At 37.3% G+C, this 12,413-nt stretch carries 12 protein-coding genes; 5 read left to right on the top strand and 7 right to left on the bottom strand.

Annotated elements, in window-relative coordinates:
- Nucleotides 1-6: 6 nt before the first annotated feature.
- Nucleotides 7-1,767, bottom strand: a complete 1,761-nt coding sequence (gene argS, locus HBN50_RS04195; protein ID WP_273868182.1) for an arginine--tRNA ligase — start codon at nt 1,765-1,767, stop codon at nt 7-9.
- Nucleotides 1,768-1,856: 89 nt separating this feature from the next.
- Between argS and HBN50_RS04200 the strand changes: the two genes are divergently transcribed.
- Nucleotides 1,857-2,261, top strand: a complete 405-nt coding sequence (locus HBN50_RS04200; RefSeq protein WP_273868183.1) for a hypothetical protein — start codon at nt 1,857-1,859, stop codon at nt 2,259-2,261.
- On the opposite strand, the gene HBN50_RS04205 is transcribed toward HBN50_RS04200, so the two are convergent.
- Together HBN50_RS04205 and HBN50_RS04210 are read right to left on the bottom strand one after the other, a co-directional pair.
- The gene (locus HBN50_RS04205) at nt 2,256-2,690 is read right to left on the bottom strand and encodes a GNAT family N-acetyltransferase (protein WP_273868185.1); all 435 of its coding nucleotides are present in this window, start codon (nt 2,688-2,690) and stop codon (nt 2,256-2,258) included. The genes HBN50_RS04200 and HBN50_RS04205 overlap by 6 nt on opposite strands.
- Nucleotides 2,691-2,796: 106 nt before the next feature.
- A complete protein-coding gene (locus HBN50_RS04210; RefSeq protein WP_273868187.1) occupies nt 2,797-3,303 on the bottom strand; it encodes a hypothetical protein in 507 nt (168 codons plus the stop codon).
- Nucleotides 3,304-3,491: 188 nt separating this feature from the next.
- On the opposite strand from HBN50_RS04210, the gene HBN50_RS04215 reads away from it, so the two are divergent.
- The 4 genes from HBN50_RS04215 (at nt 3,492) to HBN50_RS04230 (ending at nt 8,253) form a co-directional block, all read left to right on the top strand.
- Nucleotides 3,492-5,771, top strand: coding sequence for a toprim domain-containing protein (locus HBN50_RS04215; RefSeq protein WP_273868188.1), 2,280 nt, complete (start codon nt 3,492-3,494; stop codon nt 5,769-5,771).
- Between the two features lie 13 nt (nt 5,772-5,784).
- Nucleotides 5,785-7,227, top strand: coding sequence for a DNA gyrase subunit A (locus tag HBN50_RS04220; RefSeq protein WP_273868190.1), 1,443 nt, complete (start codon nt 5,785-5,787; stop codon nt 7,225-7,227).
- A 118-nt stretch (nt 7,228-7,345) separates the two neighbouring features.
- Nucleotides 7,346-7,756: an integration host factor subunit alpha gene (locus HBN50_RS04225; RefSeq protein WP_273868191.1), complete on the top strand. Its 411-nt coding sequence runs from the start codon at nt 7,346-7,348 to the stop codon at nt 7,754-7,756.
- 17 nt (nt 7,757-7,773) lie between these two features.
- A complete protein-coding gene (locus HBN50_RS04230) occupies nt 7,774-8,253 on the top strand; it encodes a MerR family transcriptional regulator (protein WP_273868193.1) in 480 nt (159 codons plus the stop codon).
- Here HBN50_RS04230 and HBN50_RS04235 read toward each other — a convergent pair.
- From HBN50_RS04235 to pilM, 4 genes are read right to left on the bottom strand one after another with little or no spacing between them, the layout of a single operon-like run.
- A complete protein-coding gene (locus HBN50_RS04235) occupies nt 8,215-9,165 on the bottom strand; it encodes a polyprenyl synthetase family protein (RefSeq protein WP_273868194.1) in 951 nt (316 codons plus the stop codon). The genes HBN50_RS04230 and HBN50_RS04235 overlap by 39 nt on opposite strands.
- Nucleotides 9,166-9,219: 54 nt before the next feature.
- Entirely contained in the window at nt 9,220-10,155 is a 936-nt protein-coding gene (gspN, locus tag HBN50_RS04240) for a type II secretion system protein GspN (protein WP_273868197.1), read from the bottom strand.
- Between the two features lie 2 nt (nt 10,156-10,157).
- Nucleotides 10,158-10,781 carry a hypothetical protein gene (locus HBN50_RS04245; RefSeq protein WP_273868199.1) on the bottom strand — a complete coding sequence of 208 codons (624 nt, stop codon included), beginning with the start codon at nt 10,779-10,781 and terminating at the stop codon, nt 10,158-10,160.
- Nucleotides 10,782-10,790: 9 nt separating this feature from the next.
- Complete coding sequence (pilM, locus tag HBN50_RS04250; protein ID WP_273868200.1) at nt 10,791-12,365, bottom strand: pilus assembly protein PilM; 1,575 nt, start codon at nt 12,363-12,365, stop codon at nt 10,791-10,793.
- Nucleotides 12,366-12,413 lie beyond the last annotated feature (48 nt).

The following is a 12,413-nucleotide window of genomic DNA, read 5'->3' on the forward strand; positions in this document are numbered from 1 at the left end:
TTGTTGCTACATTCTACTTGGAGATTGAATCCCAAGGATAGAAAGACCCATTTCAATTGTTGAAGCAACGGCCTTTGAAAGGGCGAGCCTTGCAACTTTTATCTGCTGATCTTCTTCTTTGTTTATTGGGCACTCAGCGTAGAAGCTATTATAGAGCTTCCCAAGTTCAAAAAGGTAGCTTGTTAGATGAATTGTTTTATTCTGTTCATGACATTTTAAAGCGATATCATTAAATGACTGAAGCTTTAAAAGTAGGGCAACTTCTTGGTCTTTAGAAAGTTTATTCCAAGCGATATCTTCAGGGATTTCTAGATCAATCTTTTTAACAAGTGAATTGACCCTAGCATAAACATATTGAAGATAAGGACCTGTGTCGCCATCAAGTTTAAGCCATTCTTGCATATCAAAAACAATTTTTCTGTTATTATCTACACGAATCATTCCATATTTAATGGCACCGTTGGCGATAATTTTAGCCGTTGATTCGATCTCTTCATCTGACCAATCTCCGCGGTAGCTTTCGAGATAATTCTCTTTGATTGTCGATTCCATTTTAGAAATGAGCTCCATGAGTGGAACGATATTTCCCTTTCTCGAACTCATGGCCCCATCTGGCAGTTCAACAACATCGTAAGGGAGATGATAGCAGTCTTTGGCCTCTTCAAAGCCAATTTTCTCTAGAACTTTAAAAACTTGTTTGAAGTGAAAGCTCTGGCGATCATCAACGATATAGATATTTTTCTTGATTCCAAATTCAGTAAATTTCTTAATGGCCAGCTCTACGTCTTTTGTCGAATAGAGTCCGTTACCATCGGATTTAATGAGAATACAAAATCCAAGTTTCTCTTCACTCAGATCCATTCCAATGGCACCATCGTCTTTTGTGAGATGACCCTCTTCATACAATCTTTTGGCCGTTTGAAGGGAAGGGCGATCCACTTCCGATTCAAAAAACCAGCGATCAAAATCAACATCTGCCCAAGAGTAAGCTTGATTCATAAGTTCAAGAGACCATTTCTTTGTCTCTTGCCAAAGATCAAAGTATTCACCACTTTCAGCCTCAAGCTCTTTTAAAATGGCCGTGAGCTCAGCTCTATTTTGATCTTCTTTATCTGTCCCTTTCTCATCTTCAAGTAGAAGGTTGGCCGTGGAATAAATCTTACCTAACCATGCCCCCTTATTTTCAGATGGGATATCCTCTTGTTTAACGTGTTTTTTTAGATACCAAAGACATTTTGCAACGTGTGTCCCAGAATCTCCTGGGTAGGTTGTGGCGATAACTTCTTGGTTACAATAGCGCTTAATACGAACAAGGGCATTTCCAAGACAGAGGTTTCTCATATGTCCTACGTGAAGCTCTTTGTGTGTATTGGGTTGCGAGTATTCAATCATCGTTTTAGGACGCTCATCAGTGAGATCTTTTTTAAAGAATTCTCCCGAGAGAATATCTTTTACGACAAGAGCACCAAAGGCTTCATTTGATAATTTAAAATTGAGATATGGCCCTGTTGGATTCACAGCTTCAATAAAAGTTGAAGTCTCTATTTTTGCCGCAATTTCCCCTGAAATTTGTGGCGGACCTTTTTTAAGGGCCTTTGCTAATGGAAAACATGGAAAGGCAAATTGTCCCATTTTTAAGTTCGGCGGAATCGAAATGAGATCATAAACTTTCTGTTGAGTCAGTCCGTGTTCAGGGTAGAGTTCTTCCAGTGCGTTAAAAATCTTTTCGCTAACGAGATTTAAAAGTGGGTTATGTAAAATGGCCATAATCTTCCTTAGTGTTTTTTCAAGGGGATTCTTTGATACAATAGGGGATAATATACTGAAAAACTTCGCTTCCGACTAGGGGTAAGTACTTGCGACTTTTAATTCTTACGGCCTTTCTTATCACTTTTCCATGTTTGTCTATCGAACAAAAGCACTCTCGTGACTCTAAAGAAAATAAGTATGAAACAAAAGAGCAGATTGATGCCTTTTTTCGCTTTGAAAATGAGCCAAAGATTTCGAGTGAGTATCGAAGAGGCCAATTTCTAATTTATGATTGTAAGAAAAAGAGCTTTATTTGTGTGGATAAAGATTCTTTTGAACTGTGCAAGTCAAAGAGATTGGAAATGAGAGAGCTTAAAAGCCGTCACTTGAGCTGTGCTCCGCTAAAAGACTTTAAAGATCAAAAGGTTTGCTTTGATAATCAACTCGACAATATCTATCGAGCGAGAATTAAAACATATTGTTATACGAGAAAAAAGAGACTCAATTTATAAGTTCTTATACATGAGGATGTGTTCACCAATATCTTCGACATTGAAAACTTCACCTGTTTTTTCAAAGCCTACTTGCTGGTAAAACCCTTGAGCACTTGTTCTCGCATCACACCAAACGAGATTACAAAAGTTCTGTTTAATTACTGGAAAGGCAACTTTAAGCAACTCACTTGAAAGTCCTTTTCCACGATGTTCTTCCAAAGTGGCCATTCCTCTTAGTTGGAATTGGTTCTCTTCTTCGAATGTGTCGTTTTTGTGGTAGAAAAATGAAGCGATACTGACAAGCTTTCCATCGACGAAGGCGCCGAGGTGAAATGTTTGTTCCTCTTCATCTCCTTCGAAAACACATTTTTCTAAAGGAAGGTGAGGAGCAAGCACTTGCTTGCGAATATTGTGAGTGTCACTTGCGCTGATTCTTAAAACTTTCAAACTTATCCTATGGTCAATTGCTTTGTTGGTGCGATTGATCGTAGTACCGATCAATTCGAAGCATTGATGTTTTATAGTTCATGCTTGGCCATATTACAAGTTATGATTAAATTAACCTCGAGATTCGAAAGAGGATCTCCATCGACTTCTCAGAGAGTGTGTTAGCAAATAATTCAAAAACCATATTGGGAATTCCCGTGTGCTTTCCCTTCCATTTTGCTTCACTATAAAAGAGACAGCGATTGTGAGGGCCTTGATAAACGTGTATGGTTCCTTTGAGTTCTTTTAAGAACCCTTTGTCAAAGCTAAAGGGGTAGCTGCCTTTTTTGGTAATTCTTGGGATTTTAAAATCGAGAATCATGTTGAAGGGCAGTATCGCCGATTGCATGAAAAAACGAACTCGATTTGTTTTTTCGCTATATTGGCTTTTTTTAATGAAGTCGAGATACTCGTGATAATTTTCGTATTGGGAGAGTTTTGCCAGTGCAGTGTGGCATGAGTTTGGGTGTAGACCTGAAATGGAAAAGTCTAACTCTTGTAAACGATTTCCTTTTTCTTCAATAGTTCTTATTGTTGTCTTTCGATAGATTTGCCCATTTTTGATGCGCGTCACAATGCTGTCTTTAAAAGGAAGTTTATTGAGTTCAGAAGCCAAAATGTTGGAATTAAACAAAATAACTATAAAAAAGCTCGTAATATTAGTCAGATAACGCATTGTCTCTTTTCACTACCTTTATGGCCTAATACCATGGATGTTACAAAAGGATTTTAGCTTAAACTCGCCAAGAGGGGAATGCACGGATGGCCAATATCGAATCAGTCAAAAGAAAAGGTCGCACAAAAGACGCTGTCATTGAGAGTAAAGATCAGCGTTGGCACTGTCGTAACCGAATCACACTCGTTTTTGGAAGTAACGATGTGGAAGAACTTGATACGTATGTTTATGACGACTCAGGGGTTGTCTTTAAAACGGTTCAATTTCATCAGGCCAAAAGTAAGGCCATTGAAGAGATTCTCGATAACTGTATTGATGAATATTATCGTGGACACGTCACGGAAGTTCACACCTATCTTTCTGAAGATAAGAAAACTGTTGCCATTGAAGATAACGGGATTGGTTTTCCTTATGAGAAGGCCAAGCAAGTTTATTCTGAATTTAGAACTGGTTCTAAGTTTAAAGATGAAGAGGTTGATGAGAAGGGATTTCTCCATAGAACTCTTGGTCAAAATGGGCTTGGAGCAGCGGCCACTTGCTTAACGGCCGATCTTTTTAAGGCGAGAATCAGACATTATAACTCTAAAAAAGAGCAAACTTGGACTTTTGAAGATGGAGCATTAAAGGCGAAAAAAACAAAGCCAAAACCATTTAAAGGCCACTCAGGTGTTCGTGTTGAAGTTGTTCTATCAAAAGAAGTTTATAAAAATAATGTGATCGATGAGGAGCTTCTAAGAAAGCGTATCATTGATCTTGCTTACAATAATCCTGGTCTCGCCTTCTATTTCAATAAAGAGAAGTATCACTTTAAAAAAGGTCTATTCGAGCTTGCTCAAAGAGTTGATGAAGCTACGGCGCAGCACTTTGGTGATTTTGATTATGTTTATGAAACAACCAATACAAAAGGGAAAAAAGTTAAAGGGAAAATTGATATGTCCCTCTCTTTTTGTATTGATAAGTCTTCTGAAGAAAGAGAGAAATTTATCTCTTTTGTGAACTCCACTCCAACATATGACGGTGGTTTTCACCACGATCGTGTGAAGAGAATTTTTATCAACGCCATTAAGGCCAAGCTTGAAAGAGCCGCCAAGAAAGAAAAGTGTTCAGTTGTAGATAATGATATCCTCTCTGGTCTGACATTTATTTTAGGAATTACGATGCCAAACCCAAGGTTTGAGTCGCAAACAAAGCGTAAGCTTGTTCGTGATCTTCAGCTTGAAAAAGGGATCGAGAATTTTATGGAAAAGAATGTCGATAAATTTCTCAGAAAGAATAAGGAATATCTCGAAGTTGTTTTAGAAAGAGCTAAGTCTCGCCATAAATATCAGGCCTTAAAAGAAGCTTCGAAAAAGGCCAAAAAACAAAAGAAACAAAGAGTTGAAAAACTACTTGATGCCAACGAAAGAAAGCATCGTGAATTGTGTTCACTATTTATTTGTGAAGGGGACTCGGCCATTGGTGGTCTACGTTCGGCCAGAAATAAACTCTATCAGGGTGGTATCGCCTTGAAAGGGAAGCCGATGAACGTTGCCCAAGCTGGGATCAAAGATATTCTAAATAACCAAGAATTTCTCGATATCATGGCCAGTGTTGGTCTTGTTCTTGGTCAAAAAGCTGAGATTGATGATCTTCGCTATTCAAAAATTGTCTTTCTTGCCGACTCAGATGTCGACGGTGGACATATTAACACTCTTTTAACGAACTTTTTCTTTCAGTTTTGGCCAGAGCTTTTCGAGCAAGGGGCCATTCAGTTAGCGAAAGCTCCTCTCTTTGAAGTTATCACTGATAAAGGTGTTAAGTTCTTCGAAACACCAGGTCAGCTAGAAGACTTCAAAAAAGTGACAAAATTAAAAATTAAAGAAGTTCAGCGAAATAAGGGACTAGGTGAGATGTCGCCTGAGGCCTGGAAACACGTTATGAATAGAGAGAATTATACAAAGATCTCTATTGATCAAATGAGCCGCGCCAAAGAAATGCTCAATGTGTGCTTTGGAAAAGATACGAGCCTTCGAAAAGAACTTCTCATCGATCAAGAGAGTTCTGATGTTACGGTCTCTCGCTCTGCAGAGAGACAAAAATCATATGATAAAAAGTCTAAAGCAAAAAAAGAAGTAACAAAGAAAGAAGAAACTTCTTCGCAAAAGAAGACAATTAAGAAGGTTGAGAAGAAGGCCGCTAAAAAAGTAGCAACTTCTTCTGTTAAGACTTCTTCTGTTAAGACTTCTTCTGTTAAGAAGAAGAAAGCCGCAAAGAAAGCGACGAAGAAAGTTACGAAAAAGAAAGTTACGAAGAAAGTTACGAAGAAGGCGGCCAAGAAAAAGGCTTCGCCAAAGAAATCAATAGCTGAGATGATCGATTACGTTTAAAGGATAACAGTTCATGGAAGAAAGATATTTACACGCCCTTGAGTCGGTGCCACTACAGGAAATTGTTAAAGAAGAGTATAGAACTTATCAGATCTATACACTTATGGATCGTGCGATTCCATATCTTCAAGATGGTTTAAAACCTGGGCAAAGAAGAATTCTTTTTACTCTTTGGAAAAATCAGTCAAAAGGGCTTATGAAAGTTTCTTCTGCCACTGGTCTTGTTCTCACGCTTCACCCACATGGTCCCGCCTCTGTTGAGTCGGCCATTGTTAATATGGCCCAGGATTATACTTTCTCAAACAATTATCCTCTTATTGATAAGAAGGGATATTTCGGAGAGAGAATGGAAACTCAACCAGCTGCTTCAAGGTATATTGAATGTAAGCTAGGTGAAGTTGCCAAGATTCTTCTTTTCGATGATATGAACCAAGTTGAAATGGCGCCAAACTATGATGAAAAGGTCATGGAGCCAGTTGGCCTTCTTCCAAAACTTCCACTCATGCTTTTAAATGGAGCTGAGGGGATTGGTACAGGTTTCTCTTCTGTCATTCCAAGCTTTAATCACAAAGATATTGTAGCTTCTATGATCCAGATGATTGAGAAAGGCAAAGCAAAGAAGATTAAACCTTATGTTCATAGTTATTCGATGGACATTGAAAGCGATGGGAAAAATCGTTTTCTTTTCAATATGAAATTTGAAAAGATTGGTGATAAAATATTTATAACTGAACTTCCTCGTGGATATGACGCTCAGAAAATTTATCGTTATTTAGCAAAGTATATCGAAAAAGATTTTATTAAAGACTTTATCGATTCATCTGTTGATAACGAAATTAAGATCGAACTTCTCTTTAAGCGTGGTCAAAACCCAACACTTGCAGAAGTTCAAAAGGAGATGGGGACAGCTTCATCACTTGTTCCTAACTATACTCTTATTTCTGAACGAGGGGTTAGGATCTTCGATCGCCCTGAAGAGATTATCGAAATCTTTACAAACGAGAGATTGAAAGTTGTAAAAAGACGTTATGAGCTCAGATGTAAGGATTTAGAAGATAAAATTACTCAAAATAATGAGATCATTAAATTTATTAAGAATAAAGAATACGAGACGGCAACAAAGTCGAAAAACAGAAAGACCTTTGTTGAGTACCTCTCAAAGAAGAAATATGTTTATTCGGACTATTTAGCCGATATGCCTATTTACCGTATGACTAAGGAAGAAGTTGCCAAAAGGCAGTTAATGGTCAAAGACGATAAAGCAAAACTTAAAGAATATTCAAGAATTGCCAAGTCGAAAAAACTCATTGAGAAAAAGCTTATTGAAGAACTAAAAGATGTTAGCTCAAAGCTCTCTGAGTGGATTAGAAAGCGCGATAAGGACAAAATGAATCTCATTAAGAAAATGGAAAAAGGGCAAAAAAAGAAAGTCGTTAAGAAGAAAACAAAGAAATAGTAGCGGCAAAAAGTGCTAAATAAAGCGGAAGAAATTTTTTTTATAGATAACCTTTGAGAAGTTTGCTAACCTTATGAATATATAGGGTTTTAGACTTTGGTATTCATGGAGGAAGATTATGAGTCTAACTAAGGCTGATATCGTTGAAAGAGTTTACAAAGAGGCAGGATTTTCTAAGAAAGAGGCTTCTGATCTTGTAGATCTCGTATTTAAAATCATTAAGGACACTCTTGCTAGAGGAGAGAAGGTAAAAATCTCAGGATTTGGAAACTTCTCAATTCGTGACAAGGCAACAAGAGTTGGACGTAACCCACAAACTGGGGATGCGATGGAGATTTCTGCTCGTCGTGTTTTAACGTTCAAGCCTTCACAGGTCCTTAAAGAAGACGTTACTAACAGGTATTCTCACCGCATCGATGACAAAGGTGTTGAGGATAAGTCGGTAGCACCGAAAGATGGAATCCCACGTGCTTTAAGTTCTTTTATGAACAACACGGACGATTCAATTGAAGGTGACGACCTCGATTAATTTCTTGGAGGAAATTCGTGCAATCGCCAACAGCAATTGAGATTCCAAACAAGTCTCACTTTAAAGTGAACGAAGTTTGTAATATCACAGGTGTTAAGCCTTACGTTCTTAGGTATTGGGAAACAGAATTTGAACAAATCGCTCCCAAAACTAATAGCTCAGGACAAAAAATGTATGAGCAAAAAGATATTGAGGCAGTTCTTTCGGTGAAAGTTTTACTCTTTGACCAAAAGATGACGATTGAAAAAGCGAAAATGGAAATGGATCGCACTTATGGTGTTCCTTCTCCAGTTGTTGCTTCTGACGAATTTAAAGCGGCTGACTTTGTTGAAGTTAAAAAAGAAGAGGCCGTTGTCTCGACTGAAACTTTAGCTAAGGCTCACACTAGTCGTTCTCTAAGTGATCGTGACGTTCAGAAATTAGTGATGGCCAAGGCCAAGTTAAATTCTGTTCTGATGTTATGCACTGAGATCGAGCAAAAGCATAATTGGATTTAAGTCCATTTTTGTGTGTTCGCTTACCATTTGCATATCGTTGTTTAAAAGACTTCTAATCTTCATATAATACATCTCGAGAACAGTTTCTAAGTTCTCGAGCTTGTATTGTTTGACAAGCTCTTTGGTTCTTTTAAGCTCACGACTTAAAAAATTAAGACAATTTTCTTTTGACTCGTCTCTTAGCCACGGATTGATTGCCAATTCATGCTCAGTTAACTTTTTTTCTGTAAGTTCAGTTAAGTCATCAAGAAGCTGGAAGTTTACGCCAAGTGAGTAACCAATTCTGGCGATGTCTTTGGCCATTTTTAAAGATAAATCTTCTTTTGAAAGAATTGCTCCACCTAGTAGTGCTAATTGAATGAGCCTTGCTGTTTTTAATTTATGTGTTTCTATCAGATTAGAAAAAGAATCATTCATTTGTTCACTTAAATCAAGACATTGGCCGTGAATGAGACCCTTGGGTCCTGTTGCATGGCTGAATATTCGCATAACCTCTTTAAGGTTCTTCGAATTTATTTTAGAGCAGAGTCCAAACGACATGATGAGAAGTCCATCTCCGGCCAATAAGGCCTTCCATTGTCCGTACTTAATGTGTGTTGCAGGTTTTCCTCTTCGAGTTTCATCATCGTCCATGCACGGCATATCATCGTGAACGAGTGTATAGCTATGATGAATTTCGACAGCACTTGAAAAATAAGAGAGGTTTTCCAGCACTCTTTGATCGAAGCTTTTATTCAGATCTTTTGCAAGTGCCTTCGTTAGAAGCGGTCTAAAGGCCTTGCCTGGGGGAAGAACGGCATAATCATAAATCTCTTTGAACTCATGTTTAGGAGCAAAAGAATTTATATGACTTTCTAAGTCATTAACAATAATTTGGCGTTCTTTTTCAATATCAAATGATGATCTTGTCATAATTTCCCCACTTCGATAGGGAATTTACCAGTTCTTTGGGTAACTGTCACTTGCTTAGAGAAATTCAGGCATTCCTGGTTTTGAAATTTGTCCTTTCATTTTCACTCTAAAGTAGCCTTGTTTGTCCTGCTTATCTTTTGGCAAGATCATCTCAAGGATAGAAACGCTTTTAAGAAGTGATTGTCCAAGGCGAAATTGTCCTTGTAGGTCGTAAGAGCTCGCTTCAAAGCGTAGAAGATTTCTTCTAATTGTCCCTTTGAATTGAGCATTTAATGGAGATTCAGGGGTATCCCTACCAAGTATCAGGTTTTCAATTTCAATTGATTTCGGGGCCACGACGGCCTTTAGAAGAACGTTTCCAATTGCAAGTGAAGGGATTTCAAAATTTTCAACAGTCGTGTTGTTGATTTTAAAATTTGTCGACTTTAAAAGAAAGTCACCTTTGTTGAGACGATTATTCTCGAGATAAAAACGTCCCTCTAGATTAAAGATCCCTTTGAAAAGAGTTCCTTTATCCATAACTAAGTTTAAAAGGTCTGAGTGAATTGTTGAGTTTTTAAGTCGAATGAGTGTTTCTGAAAAGCTTGGAACAATAGCAAGCTTTAAATCAGTCGAGTCTTTTGAAACATGTGCATGAAGAGATGGACCAAAAGGTGAAAGACTAGGGAAGCCTACATTCGCTGTGGCCGAATGAAAAAAGATCTCAGCGCCTCTTTTCCCAAAGCATCGACCATCAATTTTTAACTTATCAATCTTAATTCCCAGTGGGAAAAAAGTTGTTTTAATATTGTCATAGCTCATGGGGCAATTTCTATTGCTTGTTAGGGCAGAATCGACAAGGCCAGTAATGACTTTCTTTACAGGAAAGTTAATAAAAAGAGAAAACATGAAGACGCATAGTGCGACTAGGTTTAGCTTAAAAATGAATCCAAGTTTGAGATCATAGACATTTTGTGCGATTTGGCTAAATTTAGATTCTCTACCTTCCACGTCTATTCTCCGCTTTTAGAGTATTGAATGATCTCGATACTCCCTTGAACTGTTTCTGTTTTCGCATTTCTATTGAGGTTTAAGCTTTGTACTTTCATTTTCTCATTGGCAAGAATTGACGTGAGAAATTCTTTTAAATCTTTGAGACTAAATTCTGAGACTACAAGTGTTGCTTCAACTTTAGTAATCGTGCCAGATGGCAAAGTACTTTCAAAAGTAGAGATTGTGATTTTCTTATTATCGATCCCTCTTAGAGAGCTAAAAGCATTAATTCTTTTTCTCAAATCTTCTTTCGTAACGACTTTATAAGGAGAAAGGAGTGAACGTGAAAATGAGTCAAATTCAGCCTTACCTTTACGGTAGCTTTTAATTGATGAAAGAAGCTCCTCTTTCGTTTCAATTCTGCTTTTTTGAAAAACGTTCGTCAGAGCAAGAGCACCAACAATAACAAGAGGAAGAACAGTTGAAAGGATTGTCAGAGTGTAATTAATGGCCTTTTGATTCTGTTCAGAGAGTAAACGCATTTCATCAGATATTTTCTGATAACTTTGCGATGATTTAAAGGCCTCTACCTGTTTCATTAGGGCTTCATCAATTGGTCTAAAAATTTTAGATTTGGCACTCATTCAAATTTCCTAATTATCAAACTTTACTTCAAGAAGAAGAGTCTTCTTTTTGAGATTGAGTTTTAAATTTTTAAGGTCACTTTTTTCTAGTTGTTTGACTAGAACTTCTAATTCTCTGATTTCTTCTGATTTAAAGATTGCCTCAGAGCTAAAGCTATCACTTGTGAAGTTTATAAGGTCAATGAGATCATTTCTACTTACGGCATTAGAAAGACTGAGCAATGGTGAAATTGCATCAACTTTTGTTGCGGCCATGATCGAGTTAATTTCTTGTCTCATTGAGCTTTCTTTATTTTTGATCTGCTTATAAACCGTTTCAGGTTTTTTTCTATAGAGAGAGGAAACAGATCTCTTAAGTTCTAAGTTTCTATCTTTTAATTCTTTCAAAATAACACGATCGAGATATCGTTCTGTGTGGTTGAGAAGAATCTGCTTTTCACCAATAAGAAGAATAATTAACAGTAGTGAAAAGGCGAGAACTCTACTCACAACGAATGTAGAAGAGTGTAGATTAATCCCTGCACTTGTTGAGGATGCGTATTCTTTAGTTAGAAAGTTTACTGGATTTAACTTGGATTGTTGTGACATAGACATCATGTAAGAGAGTCCAAAACTGTGAGCGTTGTCTTCTCCAACTTGTCTTGCAAGGTTCTTATGTGGAAGAACTTCTACAGGTGTTCCGAGTTCACTGATAAGGAAATTCTCAATATTCGTAATGTTTGAAGATCCACCTGTGATGAAAACTTTTTCTACTGGTTGACCATAGTTAAGGCGGTAACCAAGCATCCAACGATTCATATCGTGAACAAGTGCAGAGAAAGTTGTTCTCATTAATTTCGCAAATTCGGCTTGATCCTCTTCAACTTGCTCAAGTTGCTCAGAAGTTAGAAGAAAACAGTTTTCATGTTTATAGTTAACTGCTTCATCACGTGAAATTTGATAAGTCTCACTGATAACTTCATCAATTTGGGCACCGGCCGTAAAACTAATGTGAGAGGCGACCATATCTTGTGCGTTAAAAAAGTAGGCCTTAGCTGTTTGATGACCAATATCAAGAATACAAAAGTTTCCTTCTAGTTTCTTAAGGTCAATATAGCTTTGAATTATAGAGTGTTCAGTCGTTAAAATGGCGGGGATAATTTTATGGAATTTTAAGCTTTCGTAGTAGGTATCAAAATACTCGAGTTCTGAAACGTAGACGGAAGATTTATAGTGGCCATTTCTTTTAATAAGTGATTTTGCAAAGTGTGCTTTTGAAACTGGATAGGGAAGATTCTCATCGAGTTGAAATGGAATCATCATATCAGCTTTTTTCTTATTACTTACTGGAAGATCGAGAAAACGTGTCGTTAGAGACGTCGAAGGAAATTGAAAAACGAGACGACCATCAAAATTTGCTTGTTCAATATATTGATGGATAATCGTATGTTGAATTTCTTCAAGACTTGCATCTTCAGGAAATTGACTGCGCACACTTTCAATAACAACCTCGTGATTGTCGAAAATGTTAAGCTTCTTTTGTTCTAATTTTCCGTGCAAGAATTTAACTGAGTAATTTCCTGCATCAACAGTAATAATATTCATACTCTATATTCTATCAGAAGCAGAACAAAAAGCTCCAGAAAAAAAGAA

The organism is Halobacteriovorax sp. GB3, from assembly GCF_028649655.1.
Lineage (GTDB): Bacteria > Bdellovibrionota > Bacteriovoracia > Bacteriovoracales > Bacteriovoracaceae > BSW11-IV.

What these genes read in the sequence shown, in the direction of transcription:
- argS (WP_273868182.1), bottom strand. Translation starts at nt 1,767, where the DNA reads ATGGCCATTTTACATAACCCACTTTTAAATCTCGTTAGCGAAAAGATT.
- HBN50_RS04225 (WP_273868191.1), top strand. Translation starts at nt 7,346, where the DNA reads ATGAGTCTAACTAAGGCTGATATCGTTGAAAGAGTTTACAAAGAGGCA.
- HBN50_RS04215 (WP_273868188.1), top strand. Translation starts at nt 3,492, where the DNA reads ATGGCCAATATCGAATCAGTCAAAAGAAAAGGTCGCACAAAAGACGCT.
- pilM (WP_273868200.1), bottom strand. Translation starts at nt 12,365, where the DNA reads ATGAATATTATTACTGTTGATGCAGGAAATTACTCAGTTAAATTCTTG.
- HBN50_RS04245 (WP_273868199.1), bottom strand. Translation starts at nt 10,781, where the DNA reads ATGAGTGCCAAATCTAAAATTTTTAGACCAATTGATGAAGCCCTAATG.
- HBN50_RS04220 (WP_273868190.1), top strand. Translation starts at nt 5,785, where the DNA reads ATGGAAGAAAGATATTTACACGCCCTTGAGTCGGTGCCACTACAGGAA.
- HBN50_RS04235 (WP_273868194.1), bottom strand. Translation starts at nt 9,165, where the DNA reads ATGACAAGATCATCATTTGATATTGAAAAAGAACGCCAAATTATTGTT.